The organism is Thermosporothrix sp. COM3 (genome assembly GCF_059696735.1).
The window spans coordinates 5,749,234-5,765,693 of sequence record NZ_AP019376.1 but is presented as its reverse complement, the minus strand read 5'-3'; the positions used below and the strand labels follow the sequence as shown (position 1 = coordinate 5,765,693).

Sequence of the window (16,460 nt, the reverse complement as noted above, 5' to 3'; positions counted from 1 at the left end):
GACTGCTTCCACTTTTGAACAAGAACAAAGCTGCTCTATCGGCTCTCGAATCCATGTTGTTGGAAGATCAGCCACAGGATATACCTCGCTTCTATGATTTTGTCCGAGACGCCTGGCACATTTTGGAGCCGTCAACGCCGTTTGTGGATGGCTGGCATATCCATGCCATCAGCGAGCATCTTGAAGCAGTGAGTTCAGGACAGATACAGAGGCTCCTCGTCAACATGCCTCCTCGCCATGCAAAGAGCACCCTGATCAGTGTGATGTGGCCTGTCTGGTCATGGTTGCTTGATCCATCTTTGCGCTGGCTGTGCGCCTCTTATGCGCTCTCTTTATCAATCAGGGATAACCGACGCTCGCGGATACTTATCCAGTCACCCTGGTTCCAGTCCCGTTATGGGCATATTTTCAGGCTCGCAGGCGATCAAAACATGAAGAGTCGCTTTGAGAATGACAAGCGAGGATATCGACTGGCTACCAGTGTCGGAGCTGCTACGACAGGAGAGGGTGGAGATCGACTTCTCATAGATGATCCGCATCCAGCCAGTGACGCGACCAGCGATGTGCAGAGACTGAACGCGCTTCAGTGGTTCAACGAGACGTGGGTGAGCCGTCTCAATGACCAGAAAACAGGTGCGATGGTCGTGGTTGGTCAGCGTATCCACCAGCAGGATGTGAGTGGACACATTTTAGAGTTAGGGGGTTGGGAACACCTGAATCTGCCAACGGAATTCGAGGAAGCGACGCGCTGTCGTACCTCACTTGGTTGGACAGATCCGCGCAAGGAAGAGGGTGAGTTGCTCTGGCCTGAACGGTTCGATCACGAATCCCTTGCACGGCTCAAGAAACAGCTTGGCTCTCAGGCTTATGCAGCTCAGTATCAGCAGACGCCTGTCCCAAGTGGTGGCGGTCAATTCAGGCGGGAATGGTTCCGGTATTTTCGAGAGACAGCAGATGCTTATCTACTGGAGGGGCGTGCTGTCATCAAAGCGCACTGTGAGCGTGTCTTTATTACCGTAGACCTGGCGATCAGCAGTAAGCAGCATGCGGACTACACGGTCTTTGGAGTGTGGGCAATGACACCAGAGCATGACCTTCTGCTTTTGGATGTGATTCGTGGCCGCTTCAGTAACCCTGAACAGTTCAAGTTGATACAGCGTCTGCATCACCACTATCCTCACGCGTATTTCAAGATCGAGAAGGTGGGCTATCAGCTCGCCCTTGTGCAACAGGCCTTGTCTCAAGGTATCCCTTGCAAGGAGTACCAACCCGTCCGAGATAAGGTCACACGCGCCTCCACAGCCTCTATCTGGTTCGAGAATGGCAAGATCTACTTTCGACAGGGGGGCCCCTGGTTGCATGATCTGGAGACAGAGCTACTGTTATTCCCGAAGGGCGCACATGATGACCAGGTTGACGTGATCAGCATGGCGGCAGAAGAGGCCACGAACGGCCAGCGAGACATTGAACCGCTGGACATTGATACAGCACAAGCCCTCAGTGGCTTTCTAGGATATTGAGTATGGCACTATGGGGAAAGCTTATGGAAGCTGGAAAGGCGGCTATCGTTGCCGCTAAGCGTGTGTTTGAGGAACAGCCGGAGTACACGGAATACAAAAACCGGGCTGCTGAATATGCATTGTTATGGAGCTATTACAATAATAGCATGTTTGACCGTGTGTCGAACGCCTGGTCAGCGTACAAGGCTAAGTATAACCTCTACCGCAACATTCGAATGATCTACAATCCGACAAAGAGGCTTGTAGACTTTTATGCTGGTGTCGTCTATCCCGGCGCGCTCTCAGAAGACGGGCGAGCTCTTCCTGATGGCGCGCCTGTCGCCATCCCCTTCAGTTCCGATACCCCAACCGAACTGGTACAGGCCATTGCTCAATTTTGGGCATGGAACAACTGGCAGTCACGCAAAAGCGTGATTGTCAGGTATGGGGCCGCACTGGGAAGTGTCCTCATTGAGCTGATCGACGACATTGAGCGAGGGAAGATCACGTCAGAAATCGTCTGGCCGGGGTACGTCAAATCTTTGGAGCTGGATGCTGCAGGCAATATCAAAGGATACGTGATTGAGTACACGGCCAAAGACGAAGCCGGGTCATACCAATATAGAAAAGAAGTAGACAAGGGATCATTCCGGTATTTCAGAGATGACCGCCCCTATGATTATGGCTTTGGCGCTGAGATAGAGAACCCGTATGGCTTTGTGCCTGCCGTCTGGATTCGACACTGTGATACTGGTTCCGACCACGGCAGTCCTGCAATTGCCGGGAGCCTGGGCAAAATTGACGAATTGAACAATCTGGTAAGCCATATCCATGACCAAGTACATAAGGTCATCGGTGCGCCTCTGGTTTTGTGGACAGACGGCAATGTCAACAACTTGTTCGGGGCGAAAAAGCGAGGCTCTACGAACGATTTTGACGAGCCTGCCAGTGAGCAGGAAAGCTTGCTCATGCTGAAAGGGCCAAAGGATGGGAAGGTAGATAGTCTGGCCGGGAATTTGGATCTGTCAGCAGCAAATATCTACATAGACAAACTACTAGCCGAAATTGAGCAGGATCACCCGGAGCTGATCTTTTACCGCGAGCTTCGGTCAATGTCGCAGGTGACGGGGCCTGCTGCATCACGCCTGGTTGGAGATGTCGCAAGCCGGGTTCAGGAAGCGCAAGCCAACTATGACCAGGCTTGCATCTCCCTGTTTCGTATGGCCTGTGCTATGGGTGGTTTCAGAGCCAATAGTGGCGCGTGGGGGCGCTCTCTCACACGCCAACAACAGAAGTTCTTACCGTTCTCACTTGAGAGCTACCAGCGCGGAGAATTGGACATGTCGATTATGCCCAGGCCTCTGCTCACTCCAACGCGACTGGAGCAGGCGCAAGAGAAACAAGCGATTTGGCAGGGGGTCAATCTGGCCGTGCAAGCCGGTGCGCCTCTGGAATTCGTTTTGCGAGGTGAGGGCTGGACTGATGAGGAGCTTGCGCAATTGGGTCAGGATCGGGTAGAACAGATTAAACGTGATCAGCTCTTGGCACAAGAAGATATTGTGCCAGGGGTGGAGCAATGATTATCAAACATATGTTTCTTCTTCCCGCGTTAATCCAGGCCAGGCGTCATAATACATCTGTCCCATATATGCGGGATGTACTGTATATGCAATACAAGTGCAAGCAGGAGCAATGGAATGAAGAGCAGTATCAAACAGCATTGCTTACTCTTGCCTTCCAGTATCCAGCCGATGTGTACAAACATGTTTATAAAGGAGATCTGCATGCAGAGGAAGTCACCGAAGAAAAAGCCGGTTCCGCTAGGTGAGCCTATCGAATGGACAGATGACGATCTGGATGCTCTCGCTCTTGTCAGCGAGACCAACATTAAAGAGGCAGAAGCGCTTTGGCAAAACACTGCGCCTCCCCCTTGCAAGGGATTGATCGACGCAGAGATTGTTGAGCCAGAGCCCGATAAAAAATGAGTCAGTTCGCCTACAATTACAATCCACGTGCCAGACGCTATGTGGATCTGAAAACGGGCCGCTTTGTGCCAGAACGCATCGTCAGGCAGGCAGTTGATGCTGTGATCGACAAAGAGACTCAGCGCATTCGCGATCTGTCTCAGCAGCTCGCGGATCGCGCGATCTCGCTTGCTCAATGGCAAGTCGGGATGCTTTCTATCCTGAAGCCACTCCATGTGGCGATGGCGATGATCGGCAATGGTGGCGCAAAAAACATGTCGCCAGCCGACTATGGCTTTGTTGGGAACTTGCTCAAGGAACAGTATCTATTTCTCAGGGGCTTTGTGAAGGACATCAAGACCGGCAAGCAAGCATTAGATGGCACCCTCCTTGCAAGGAGTGCGCTCTACACGCAAGCGGCCAGAGGGAGCCATGAAGCGATGAGAGAGCGCGTCGCCCGTATCGGTGGCGCACGCTTGCAACGCTCTATTCTAGGTATCGCGGATCATTGTACGGGCTGTTTGCAAGAAGCCCGCAAAGGCTGGCAACCGATAGGTTCGCTGATTCCAATTGGTCAGCGACAATGCAAGAGCCACTGTCGCTGCACCATGCAATACAAATAACAGACAGGTACTGACAAACTCTATTCGAGTTGTCTTTACAAATTGAAAGGAATCTGGTACAGTATGAAGAACAACAATACCACGAATACTACTGATGGCGTCCAGGCGGCGACCAGTAGTCCCCAGGCCCAGGCGGCCAACTTGGAACCCCAGGCGGGTGAAAAGTCCTCAGAAAATCAACCATCTCTTGAAGCGTTACAGCGCGAGATTGCCGATTTGCGCAAAGAGAACGCATCCTATCGCAAACGTGCCAAAGAGCAAGAAGAAGCGGCTCGCCTTGCAGAAGATCAACGCCTGAAAGAGCAAGGCCAATATAAGCAGCTTGCAGAGCAGTATCAGGCGAGAGTGAATGAATTAGAGCCGATCTCTGAGCGTTACAATCAGCTTGCATCTCTCCTTGCAAGCCAGATTGAGAGCGAGACCAAGGACTGGCCTGACGAGATCAAGGTATTTGATCCCGGAGCTGATGCACCGATTGAAGAGCGCCTGGCATGGATAGAGAAATCAAAACCGCTGGTGGCAAAGCTTGAGCAGCAAGGACGTGCTGGTTTGCCGGGGAATGCACCAAACCCAAAACCGACAGGACAGTCACACAAGAGTGAAGCAATCACGACAAGTCTTATGCGCAGTGGTTTATACAACTTTTAAAGGAGCATACGGATACTATGGCCGCAATTACAAAGAGTGGCACCCCCTCACTTTCCAGTGCCACGCCGCCCCCAAATAACCGGTTATCTGGCCTCTACGCGGGTGAAGTTATCGCCGCAGGAGATGCCTGCGTTATCAAAAATGATGGCAAGATCTACCGCGCGAGTGGAGCAGCCAATGATGGCAATGCCGTTGTGGATGGCTTTGCCGCAACTTCTGCTGCACCTGGAGAGTCTCTTTCCCTGTACTGGGGAGTGAACTTCAATTACGGAAAGAATCTTACTCCTGGCACCTCGTTGTATCTCTCAGGGACTGTGCCGGGTGGATTGGATACCGCACCCTCTACAGGCGGTACGACGGTGATTGGCCGTGTCGTGGATAGCACCCGCATTTACGTTCAGAAAAGCTACTAAGTAGTGCCGATGCACTAGAAAGGAAAGTACAGGATGGCATACGGCACCCTCCAAATACTGGATACTTTAGCCGCAAATAGAACGCTGATTGCAGATTATGGCGAAGAGAATACCTACCGTGCTGTACAGCAATTTCTGGACGCGCATAACGAGATTGTAAATATGATGACTTCTGATCTCGTTGAGCAAACGACAGATAGATTACGTCGTTACGGTGGCGTAGATACCATGACGATGATTGAAGGGGATGAGCACAGCTCGCCAGATGTACAGAAAATAACCACTGGCGTCAACGTCGGCTTCCCTCTCCGCCTATTCCAGGTCGGATTGCAATGGACCCGTAAGTATCTCCAAACTCGCACGGTTGCGGAGATAGCTGCTCAGGTGAACGCGGCCATGACAGCCGATATCAGGAGACTGCAAACCGAGATAAAGAAAGCCATCTTTACCCCCACAAATAATCTCAACTATCTGGATAGATTGGTTGACAATTTGAATCTCCCCATTCGCGCCCTACTCAATGCAGACGGGACACCGCTTCCCCCCGATCCGTATGAGAATGCCTTTGATGGTAATACTCATACGCACTACTTGGCTGTTTCAGCGCTAGATGTGAATGCGCTCAATAGCTTGATTAACACAGTGCTGGAACACTACAACACCGGTACGATCAAGGTGTACATCAGCCAGGCACAAGAAGCAGCAGTCCGCAGCTTATCCGGCTTTACAGCGTATGTTGACGCTCGGGTGCTACCTCCGACTACAACGGCAGTTGGCCGGACGCCGCTTGATACCATGAACATCTACAATCGGGCTATCGGAGTCTTTGGGGCGGCAGAAATCTGGGTGAAGCCCTGGATTCCAAATAACTACTTGTTTGCGTACAACCCGGCGCAGACGAAACCGCTCGCGATGCGGGTGCGAGATGCTCAGTCAGGGTCGCTACGTATTGCCGCTGAGTTAGAGTCTTACCCCTTGCATGCCCAGTATATGGAACGCGAGTACGGGATTGCGGTGCAAGAGAGGTCTAACGGTGCCGTTTTGTACATCGGGGGGAGCACATATGTCACCCCGACCTTCTAAGCGAGGTGGATGGAATGCCAGAGAAGAAAACACAGCAAGAAGAGAAGCAGACAGAGCAGCAACCCCTTGCAAGGGTGGAGCCAGAGCGCAAGCTTGACGAGGCCCCTGAAGGCGGGAGATACGTCGTCAATGGCGTGCTCGTTGATGCTAACGGCCTGCCAATCAAGGACAACGCGTGATGGATCGAACAGCCGCCTTGAGCTTCCTTCAGCAAGAATATAGAGAGCTGGCGATAGAGGCCAAGTTTACACCAGAGCAGACAGCCGATGCTTACAGCACGGCTATTGATATGAGCTTGCGCCATCTTGGTGTTGCAGAGCAGGATCTTCCAACGGCCAATGTTGCGCAAGCCGATACGCTTAAGTTCATCGCGCTTTTGAACTATTACGCGCTCAAGCGGTTTTCACGCTTGCTCGCTATTCGCTTTGATGTGGAGTTGCCCGGCCCGGTCAAAGCGTCTCGCTCACAGGCCTTTGACCGCGTGCAAATGCTTTTGAAAGACGCTGAAGCGGAGCTGGCTGGACTTGATATTCAGGTAGGTGGGCAGACTACACAGGGGTTTCAGCTCGGGCGGTTGCAACTGGATTTTCTGGAGCCAGGTTTAGCAAGCGGGAGTGAGTTCTAAATGACGATTATTAGCGATGAGGACTTACAGGCATTTTCTGACCTGGCAACAGAACTGGCCCTCAAGGATATGTGTGATGTGTTGAGAGAGACACGCACGCCCGACGGGCAGGGCGGTACAGAGATTACATGGACTGTCGTTGCGACGGTGCCATGTGCGCTGATTGATTCAGGGCAATCTCCCCAGGAAGTGGTAATTGCGGAGCGTCTGCAAGGCAAAACGCTCAAACGGCTTCTGGTGCCGCGCCTGACCGACATCCGCGGCGCTGATAGGCTCAGAATCAACGGCATCACCTACAAGGTTATTGACCTCTATGACCCAACCTCGTATGAGGTCTTGCGCCGGGTTGCGGTAGAGCAGTTAGCATGACCCTTGCAAGGAGCTGAGATATGGGAGTTGAGATTGTTGGTCTGGACAAAGTACTTGCTGATCTGGATCAGGCGGTAGACGAGCTGGAAAATCGTACAGAGCAGGAGTTGCTGGCAACGGGCAAAGAATGCAAAAACGAAGCACAGAAGCGGGTGCCGGTGCGGACTGGTCGTCTGAAAAACTCGATAAGCTACGAACAAACAGACAGGTACGAGGTTCTAGTTGGAACGAATGTCGAGTATGCGCCCTATGTCGAGTTCGGGACGCGAAAGATGCAGGCGCAACCGTATCTCCTGCCTGCGTTTGAGATTTCTCGCAAAGGGCTTGTTGAAAGGCTCAAGAAGTTATGACCTCACTCGGAGAGATTCAGCGAGCCTTGTACCAGCGGCTTACAGGCGACACCACACTGATGAACCTGGTCAAAGGGATATTTGACGCAAGTTCTGTTCCTGATGTTCAGACTTATCCCTATGTAACCATTGGTGAGGCAACCGAAGTCCCGTTTCATAGCTTTCAGCGGCGCGGCTATGAAGCGACGGTAACACTCCACATCTGGAGTGCAGCAAAAGGATTCAAGGAAGCGCAAGCCATCCTTGCAAGGTTGAATCAGATCCTTGACCAGCAATCGCTTCAGCTTGCAACTATGACGCAGGTTGGTTGCTGGTATGAATTCTCGGAATCTCTCAACGACCCAGAAGAAGATGTACGGCACATGCCTGTTAGATACAGGATTGAGACACAGGAGTAAGAACTATGGCAAAAGCGGCTTATAGTGCAGTGATCAAAGTAGGCAGCACTATTGTGCACGACATTTCGAGCGTGGAACTTCCTTTCAAGACCGACTTAGAGGAAACTACTGCATTTAGCAGTAGTGCGCCCGGTACCAAAACGTTTATCCCAACCTTGCGAGGGATGGAAACAAAATTGTCGGGAAACTGGAATGTAGGTGATCCCGGCCAGCAAGCGTTAGAGGACGCCTATTTCGGGCGGCAGTTGGTACAGCTTGAGATATCTCCCGATGGGGTGAAGAAATATTCCTTCGATGCCTGGATCGGTGAATACTCGATCAAGGCCGATGTGTCAGGGAAAATCGAGGTTGAGTACTCCGTCACAATGAATGGTGACGTGACGCGAGCATAAGGAGCTTCCAAATGGCGATTGCCGCGTATAATTCACAATTCCTCGTTGCATCCAAGCCAAGTGTTCCTTTTGTCAATGAGATGCTCACCGATGTAGGAGATCACAAGACCTATGTGATCGCGAACTCGACAAAACGGTATCTTGATCGGGACGTGCCAGTTATCGTTGAAACCAGTTCAGATGGTACGACCTGGACTCCGGTCAGCACAGGCTTCACTCTCTATCGTGTCGCTGCTCGCGTCGTCTTTGACTCACCGCAAGATCCGACCTTGCAAGTGCGTCTGGCCTCTGGCGCGTTTTATCCGTTCAGCCAGATAGGCAATGCGAAAAGTGTCGAATTTACGAGCAAAACAAATCTGGAGGACAGCACAACCTTCAATCCTACCGGCGCGAAGTTCTACACCCCGACCTTGCTCGAGGGGGAGCTAAAGGTTGACAGGTTTTGGCTTAATCATGATCGGGTGAAGAATTTGCAAGAGCGAGACCTGCTCATTGTCTCTTATGTCTCTCCTACAGGCCGCAGGTATGAAGGGTACGCTTACGTATCCGAGTGCAATATCAAAGCCGAAGTCTCGGCACTCATTGAAGAGGGCTTGACGTTCCAACTCACTGATGAGTTTTTCAAAGCGTAAATTTACAACATCACAAAAGGACAATATGAGATGAAGCCTGCAGAAATCAGAGCAAAATTCTTTAATAGACGCTTAAAGGTGCAAGACCTTGAGGTTACTCTTCCCGGTCTGGAGGAGCTAGATGGACAGCTTGCTCTCAGAGAATTGACTGCGAAGGAGGTCGTCCAGGCTGAACGCCTGAGCAAAGATGAGACAGGGCGGAACGAGGCATTAGAAGCCGCTGCTTTTGTCACTTACTCTCTCATCACCCGAGAAGGGAAAGAACAAATCTTCTCTGAGCAGGACATTGATGGCGTGGCGGGATTTGGGATGTCAGTGCTCACCCCGATTGCTGAGAAGATTCGGGAACTCTCCGCAATTGACGCAGACGAAACCCAAAAAAACTTGAAGCAAACGACCTCGAATACTTCTCCTACTTCCTGACGGAAACCGTCGGGGCAGGCAACACCAGAGACGAGTTTCTTGAGCGAATGAGTGCCAGCGAGTTTGCTGGGTGGCAGGCCTACTTCTCGATCAAAGCCAAGAGAGAGAAGCAAGCTATCGAGAAAGCGAAGAAAGAAGCAGCAAAGAGGCGATAAATGGGGATTTTATCCGGACTGATTGTGAAATTGAGTGTAGACATGTCCGGCCTGAAAAGCGGAGTGGCACAGGCAAAAAGCCAGCTCTCAGTTGTGTCATCCTCTGCTTTCAGCACAGGCAAAGCTCTCCAGAGCATGGAGGGCAGTGGCAATATGTCCAAAGCTGTGACCAACGTCGAAGCTGCGAAAGCGCACCTTGTCTTGATTGAAAGCCAGGTGCGCAAAGCTCGTGAACAACTGCAAAAGCTTGAGCATGCCGCCAACGCTGGTGAGGCCGTCACCGGCGTGGAAGAGGCCCGCGCTAAGCTGGTCTTGCTTGAAAAGCAAGCTCAGGACGCCAGAGAAAAGATCAAGCGTCTTGAGGACTCTAACACAGGGCAGAAGCTTGCCGCGGAGTTCCATCAGGCGTCTACTGCCGCCAGCTCTTTCAGCTCGCGTATCAGTTCCATGTCCTCTCATTTTAAATCCCAGCTCGAGGGGATGAAGGTGGCGGCGATGGGACTGGGGACAGCCCTCACCGGAGCACTGTCCCTCGGGGTCGGTGCCGCGATCGGTCTGGGGACGGCTATCTTTCAGTCAAGCGGGAAGATGGAACAGACCGAAATCGCCTTCAAGACCTTGCTTGGCAATGGGAATGAGGCGAAAAACCTGCTTCAGCAGATCCAAAAACTTGCTGCAACGTCACCTTTCGAATTCCCAGAGCTAGCTCAAACAGCTCAGAAATTACTGGCAATTGGGGTCAACGCCAAAGATATTCTGCCCTGGCTGACAGATATCGGGAATGTGGTCAGCGGAAATGCACTTGATCCGAGCAATCTTCAGGATATAGCAACTATTTTCGGACAAATGCGCTCAAACGGGAAGGCTTCAGCCGAAGACCTCGGTCAGCTCGCGGACAGGAATATACGCGTATGGGAGATTCTTGCCAATCAACTCCATATGACACAAAGCGAGGTGCGTGACCTTGTATCCAAAGGATTACTGCCCGCAGATGATGCTATCGCCATGTTGCGTAAGGGCATTCAGGAATCAAACCTTGCGGGTGCTATGGAAGCGCAGGGGAAAAGCGGATTTGGTGCACTCTCGAATCTCATTGATTCCGCAGGAAATGCCTTGCGTGAATTTGGGAAAAGTACCTTTGATGCAATGAAGAGTGGTTTGCTGCAATTAGGAGATCTCTTCAACAGTCCCGCCTTTTTGGGATTTGTCACAGGGACAGGCAAGCTTTTAGGCAGTACCCTTCAAAACATTGGCTCCTTTATTTCCACAAATGTCGCGCCCGGCTTCTCCCGCCTGGTTGATCTCTTCGGCAAGGCTGGGGAGGTACTTAACAAAGGTGGTGGCTGGTCTAACTTTGTCCAGAGTTTACAGAATCTGGGCAATACCATAGCCTCCAATATCGCGCCACACCTGACCCCCCTTGCAGATGGGCTGAAAGGGCTTTTTAGCGATGCTAATGTCAAAGCCGGTGCAGGCCTCCTGAACCAAGCGTTCCAGGGGCTAGCAGACGGAATCAAGCTTTTGAGTCCCTACGTACCAGGAATTATTTCAGGGGTTAGTAATCTAGGCCAAACTCTGACGCAACTCGGCACCTTCCTGATCACCACTTTCAAGCCTGTCTGGGATCAGCTCGTTGCCACCTGGACGACACAACTCCTACCAGCCTTGCAAGGGCTATGGCAGGGGCTACAACCGCTATTGCCAGGATTCGCTCTACTAGGGGCTGTTGTCACTGCCCTTCTCGTTGGTACTCTCAGCGGGGCTCTATCCTTTTTGTCCACCTTCCTGCAAGGCGTGGTCTCCTTTGTTGGTGGATTCATCCAGTATTGGTCAGGAGTATTCCAGATCATTTCGGGCCTCATCATGTTTTTTGTTCACCTGTTCACAGGCCAATTTGACCAGCTCGGGGCGGACCTTTCCAATATCTGGAGCGGTATCGTCAACATGGCTAGCGGGTTCTGGGGGATGATCAAGGGGATTTGGCTTATGGGGGTGCAGTCAGTCATATCCTTCGTCTCAGGGTTCGTCTCTGGCGTGATCGGCTTTTTCCAGTGGCTCTTTGACGTGCTGGTCGGGCATTCCATCGTGCCAGATCTGGTCAATTCCATCGTGTCCTTCTTCCAGAACATGGGCAAGTGGGTTTCTGATACGGTGTCTCATTTTGTGTCCAATATCGTCGGCTTTTTCGGTAATCTCTACAATCAAGCGACCGGCAAAGCAAGTGAGATTGTGTCAGGTATTGGTAGCTTCTTCAGCGGGCTTCCTGGACAGGCCTGGCAGTGGATGAGCGACTTCGGTGCGAATTTGATCGGTGGTCTGGGCAATCTCGTTGGCTCTGTAGGCCAAAAGGCCAAAGAGATCGCTGACACCATCTGGTCATATCTCCACTTCTCAACGCCTGAGATCGGGCCGCTTGTTTCGGTGCGGGACTGGATGCCAGATTTTGGCGACATCCTGGTATCGGGCCTTGATCGGCAGATCGGGCGCGTAGAGCGTGCCAGCTCGCGGCTTGCCACCGCGATGACGCCACAAATTGACTATCCAGAGCCTGCCGGAGCAGCCGTCATGCAGGCGGTGCAGGTTGCCTTGCAAGGGGATGGACGCCCGATCGTGCTGGAGGTTGACGGCCGCGTCCTGGGTGAGATCAGCGGCAACTACATCGCCAACAGATCACGGACAAAGGTAGGTGTCAGGTAGATGAGCAGCAAAACGCTATCCGTTTATCTCAACGGTGTCAATGTCCTTGCCTCTGTTGAACTTGAAACAGAGGACACCATTGAGCAGAGGGCAACAGCACGCGTTAAGGTGCTTGACACGTTTGGCACGGCCGACTACTACCCCGGACTCAAACTGGAGATCAAGGCAGATGATGAGCTGATCTTTTCCGGCTATGTGGACAGGGTAAGCAAGCACAATCTCTTTCCCAATCCCCACACCAGCTTTGATATTGACGCCATCGGCAAGCACTACATTGCAGACAAACGGTTCTTCAGCGGCAAGGACTACCATAACCAGTTAGCAGGTGATATTTTTGTAGACTTGCTCAAAACCTCCTTGCAAGGGGAAGGGATCAGGCAGAACTTCACATCCTACCGCGAGTCCGATGTTGCCGCCTTTCAGCAAGGAACCCTCTCGAATACAGTTACCACAACCGATGAGAGCGGCCGGGATGTGCTCACACTCTCACCTGCTGGCACACCTCTTCTAAAGGAATACAAAGATTTTACAAGCTGGCTTGCGCCAAACACATACAGTAGCCTTGAGATAGGGCCGGATAAGTCATTGCGGCTGCGCTCTAGCGGGGCCGTGAGCTTTCGCGCCCGGTGTTCCAGTACGAGCGCTGGCAACACCTATCTCTACGTGAAGATCTACAATGGTGGGTACACGATCCAGGCAAATGATTTCCTGCAGTATGAAGTCTGGGTCAGTTCGACGTCGCCTGAGATCAAAGCGAGTGTTGACATCACGCTCACCGATGGGACATCGCTGCGAGATATTCACAATTTTTATTCAAATGATATAAATGACCTGGATCCTCATCCTTCAACCGATTTAAAAGGATGGGCTGATGATAAATGGTATGAGAGAAGATTTTGGATCTCAGTCCCCACTATAAATTGGGTAGGGAAGAAAATCGCCTATGTTTCTCTTGGCTTCGAGGGAGATCAAGCAGGCGTTTATCAGGCCTTTTTTCGAAACATCAGGATTTATAATTCTGCGTCCAATGCTACAAAATTGTGGATTTTCGATAGCTCTTCTTCCAGCCTCCCGTTTGTGCCTAAAATCGTGAGAACATATGGCTATACCGACTTGGCTGTATCCTACGTTCGATCCTACGACAAACGCGGCTCTGTGACCTTTGCAGAGCCGACCGCGCTTTCGACTGTGGGCATTTACAAAGGAAGTCATCTCTCATATGTTGCCGATCTCCCAGACAAGACCACCTCCCGTGTGCAGGTCAGCGGCGACAATGGCATTTCCTATCTGGACGCTCCTAATGTTACGGCCCTCCCTTGCTTTGTGCCAGGGCAAGACCTGACAAAGCCGGGGGTTGGTCTCAAGTGGAAGTTAGACCTTGAAAACGGTTCACCAGACCCGACCATTTCGCCTGCCTTGAGATTATTCAGCTATCAGATCAATCCGGCGGCAAATACAACCAAACAAGACGCGCTCATCCTCTACCAGAACAAGGCAAGTTGGCAAACTGGCACGTACAACAACGTGCGCTCTGATTCAGACGAGATCAAGCTGAATCAGTACACCAGAAACTGGGATGATGGGGATGAGACCGGACTAACCTTTTTCGCGTCAAATGGCTATGGCGGAGCCGGAATTCGGCAAGCCGCCTACTTCCTGAATATTGACCCTCAGCACGATCTGAGGGCGCGTCTCAATTTCGCCGGGGGCGGGATCTGGACAAACTTCACTGCTGAAATAGATATCCTGCTCGGCAACGACTACGCGGTTGCCGGGCTGGAATACAGGACGAGCAATTATCCCGCCACCCGGCAGGCCCCGTTAAATTCCTTTGCCTACTTCGCGGGTTTTAGCACCAGTCTGCTTCAATTCGGCAAAGGCAGTAACTCTGCAAGTTCGGGATCGTGGACACAGCTTGCAAGTACGGCTCTGACCTTTGAGAAAGGCAACTGGCACCGGCTCAAGGTGGTTGTCAATGGGGCAACGCATAAGATCAGCATTGACGATGTGGAATACATCTCTGTCACCGACTCGACCCATGCCGGGCCGGGATATATCGCCATGCGGATTTATAATTCTCAAGCGGTATCAGGCGGCATTATTCAGGAAGCCAGATTCGACAACTTTGGCATTGTGTCTTCTTTGCAGGGCTCCTGGACAAGTCCCGCTCTCAACCTGTCGGGTGTGGGAGCCAACATTGTCGGCTCACTCATCAATTTTCAATATGATGAGCCGGTGCCAAGTGATGTCTCTTATAAAGTGGAGTTCTCCCCGGACAACGGCGCGAGCTGGCAAACTGTCGGCAAAGGACAGCCAGTCCCGGCCTTGCAGAAGGGCGCAAACTGCACGAACATGACCCAGGCACGCTTAAGAGCGACACTCTCCACAGAGTCCGTCAGCGTCCCTGCACGGATAACAGGCCTCTCTTTGGCTGTTGTGAGCAACTATCACGCGACAGGCTCACGCGTGACGCCAGCAATCGCGTTAGAGCTTGCAGATCGCGTCGGGTCAACAAGTCTGTCCTGGGACGGAAGCCAGCCACAAAATACGAGTACGAGCATACAAAGCTCGTTTGATGGGGTGTCATGGTCAAATGTTGGAGCTGGCGCAAGCGGTGCTTCTGCTCTCCCTGGTATTGTTGGCGCACAAGAGCCAGTTATAGACCAGTTCGCTTCTGACACACAGCGCGACTACTTCTCTCAATTCCTTGCAGGGGGTGATGCCGCTGTATGGACGTGGGATACAGCCAATAGCCGCCTTTTTGTTTCCAATGGCCTCAATGCAGTGCTACGCCCGACACGGCTCACGCCCGGCATGGAAGCAGTGGTTGTGTTTGACAGTGATCGCTCAGAGAACGGGGGCGCGGCTCTCTGCTTGAACAATGGCAATGCCTATTCCTGTGTTGTGCGAGATTCAGCGGCAACAAGCCAGCCCAACACCGCACAAATCTACCGGGCAGAAAACGGGACAAGCTCTCTCGTTGCTGCTGCTTCCATTTCGTTTGTGAGAGGCACGCCACATCGGTTCCGCTTCCAGCGTGTAGGCAACACCGTTTCCTTCTGGATGGATGGCGAGCTGCTCTGTGAGTATCCCGATACTACCCCCTTGCAAGGGGGCTACTCTGGCTTGTATTCAGCGGGCGGGCAAAACACCTTCAACTTTGCCTCCTTCCAGGTTTTGAGTTCGCCATTATTCCAGACAAACCTGTATGTGAAGACTGTGCTGAGTACAGATGATCCCTTGATGTCGCCATCACTCAATGATCTTGCTGTGACTATCCGGCCTGAAAGCATTGCAGATGGCGCACTCATTGCCAGCACAGACTACTCAATAGCGAGTGGCAAGCCTACCAGCATCGCGGCCGTCTTTGATGACCTGGCAAAGCAGAGTGACGCCCTCTGGTTCTTTGACCATGACGGAACACCGTATTTCCGGCGGCGCGAGGCAGAACTTGCGCCCTGGATCGCGACTGCCAATCTCATGGAGATTCAGGGCTTTTCTCTGGAAAACACGCAGGAGAGCTACCGCAACTCGCAATGGATTACAGGGGCCATCGACATTGTACCAATGACCGAAACCAAGAAAGCCGATGGTGAAGCGTCATCCTGGACGCTCGGCTATCCGGTAGAGGCGATGAAATCAATCAGCGTCGATGGCGTTGCTGTGAGCTACGCAGCTAAAGGCGCAACTGGAGCCGTCTTCTACTTCGAGAGAGGGTCAAACTCACTCAGTAGCGATGACTCGAACAAGCTCCGAGACGGACAGATCATCGAAGTCCAGTATGATGCTCAGGTGCCCATTTCGGTCAACGTCAGGGATGAGCAAGAGATAGCTTCTCGTTCAGCTCAGGACGGGACAAGCGGTATTGTCGAAGTCAACGAGGAAGTTGACAAGATGCCCAAGCGGCAAGCTCTCGCCCTGGCTGTAAGCAGGTTGAAGCAGTACGCCCAGAAGGGTCATGTGCTTTCGTTTGTGACTCGCAAACCAGGCCTCAAAGCCGGTCAGCTCCTGCATGTCTACCACCCGGCTTATGGTCTCAAAGATGTGCCCTTCCTCATTCAAAGTGTCGCACGATCGTGGGTGCCAACAGTTGATGAACAAGGCGTGCCGGTCTGGCAAGAGAAATTCCAGATCAAGGCCGTGCAAGGGGCTGTCGTGTCGGACTGGACGGCCTTCTTTGCAGACTAGA

General features: G+C 52.2%; 17 protein-coding genes. All 17 read left to right on the top strand.

Annotated elements, in window-relative coordinates; all coding sequences use genetic code 11:
• Window positions 1-53 precede the first annotated feature (53 nt).
• Complete coding sequence (gene terL, locus KTH_RS24545) at window positions 54-1,520, top strand: phage terminase large subunit (protein WP_497621588.1); 1,467 nt, start codon at window positions 54-56, stop codon at window positions 1,518-1,520.
• 2 nt (window positions 1,521-1,522) lie between these two features.
• Entirely contained in the window at window positions 1,523-3,079 is a 1,557-nt protein-coding gene (locus tag KTH_RS24540) for a phage portal protein (protein ID WP_497621585.1), read from the top strand.
• A 204-nt stretch (window positions 3,080-3,283) separates the two neighbouring features.
• Window positions 3,284-3,484 carry a hypothetical protein gene (locus KTH_RS24535; RefSeq protein WP_497621583.1) on the top strand — a complete coding sequence of 67 codons (201 nt, stop codon included), beginning with the start codon at window positions 3,284-3,286 and terminating at the stop codon, window positions 3,482-3,484.
• Entirely contained in the window at window positions 3,481-4,086 is a 606-nt protein-coding gene (locus KTH_RS24530) for a hypothetical protein (protein ID WP_497621581.1), read from the top strand. Before KTH_RS24535 ends, KTH_RS24530 begins: the two co-directional genes overlap by 4 nt.
• A 63-nt stretch (window positions 4,087-4,149) precedes the next feature.
• Window positions 4,150-4,734 carry a hypothetical protein gene (locus KTH_RS24525; RefSeq protein WP_497621579.1) on the top strand — a complete coding sequence of 195 codons (585 nt, stop codon included), beginning with the start codon at window positions 4,150-4,152 and terminating at the stop codon, window positions 4,732-4,734.
• Window positions 4,735-4,751: 17 nt separating this feature from the next.
• Entirely contained in the window at window positions 4,752-5,147 is a 396-nt protein-coding gene (locus KTH_RS24520; protein WP_111326224.1) for a hypothetical protein, read from the top strand.
• A 33-nt stretch (window positions 5,148-5,180) separates the two neighbouring features.
• Complete coding sequence (locus KTH_RS24515; RefSeq protein ID WP_497621577.1) at window positions 5,181-6,230, top strand: hypothetical protein; 1,050 nt, start codon at window positions 5,181-5,183, stop codon at window positions 6,228-6,230.
• Between the two features lie 14 nt (window positions 6,231-6,244).
• On the top strand, window positions 6,245-6,409 hold the full coding sequence (locus KTH_RS24510; RefSeq protein WP_497621575.1) for a hypothetical protein: 165 nt from the start codon (window positions 6,245-6,247) through the stop codon (window positions 6,407-6,409).
• Window positions 6,406-6,855: a hypothetical protein gene (locus KTH_RS24505; protein WP_497621573.1), complete on the top strand. Its 450-nt coding sequence runs from the start codon at window positions 6,406-6,408 to the stop codon at window positions 6,853-6,855. The genes KTH_RS24510 and KTH_RS24505 overlap by 4 nt, the downstream gene beginning before the upstream one ends.
• Window positions 6,856-7,224, top strand: coding sequence for a phage head completion protein (locus KTH_RS24500; RefSeq protein ID WP_497621571.1), 369 nt, complete (start codon window positions 6,856-6,858; stop codon window positions 7,222-7,224).
• Window positions 7,225-7,244: 20 nt separating this feature from the next.
• A complete protein-coding gene (locus KTH_RS24495) occupies window positions 7,245-7,574 on the top strand; it encodes an HK97-gp10 family putative phage morphogenesis protein (RefSeq protein ID WP_111326220.1) in 330 nt (109 codons plus the stop codon).
• Entirely contained in the window at window positions 7,571-7,972 is a 402-nt protein-coding gene (locus KTH_RS24490; RefSeq protein ID WP_497621569.1) for a DUF3168 domain-containing protein, read from the top strand. The genes KTH_RS24495 and KTH_RS24490 overlap by 4 nt, the downstream gene beginning before the upstream one ends.
• 5 nt (window positions 7,973-7,977) lie before the next feature.
• Complete coding sequence (locus KTH_RS24485) at window positions 7,978-8,364, top strand: phage tail tube protein (RefSeq protein WP_497621567.1); 387 nt, start codon at window positions 7,978-7,980, stop codon at window positions 8,362-8,364.
• 11 nt (window positions 8,365-8,375) lie between these two features.
• Complete coding sequence (locus KTH_RS24480; RefSeq protein WP_497621565.1) at window positions 8,376-8,996, top strand: hypothetical protein; 621 nt, start codon at window positions 8,376-8,378, stop codon at window positions 8,994-8,996.
• Window positions 8,997-9,026: 30 nt separating this feature from the next.
• On the top strand, window positions 9,027-9,419 hold the full coding sequence (locus KTH_RS24475) for a hypothetical protein (RefSeq protein WP_497621563.1): 393 nt from the start codon (window positions 9,027-9,029) through the stop codon (window positions 9,417-9,419).
• Window positions 9,420-9,574: 155 nt separating this feature from the next.
• Window positions 9,575-12,271, top strand: a complete 2,697-nt coding sequence (locus KTH_RS24470; RefSeq protein WP_497621561.1) for a tape measure protein — start codon at window positions 9,575-9,577, stop codon at window positions 12,269-12,271.
• Window positions 12,272-16,459, top strand: a complete 4,188-nt coding sequence (locus KTH_RS24465; RefSeq protein WP_497621560.1) for a hypothetical protein — start codon at window positions 12,272-12,274, stop codon at window positions 16,457-16,459.
• The last annotated feature ends 1 nt before the right edge of the window (window position 16,460 follow it).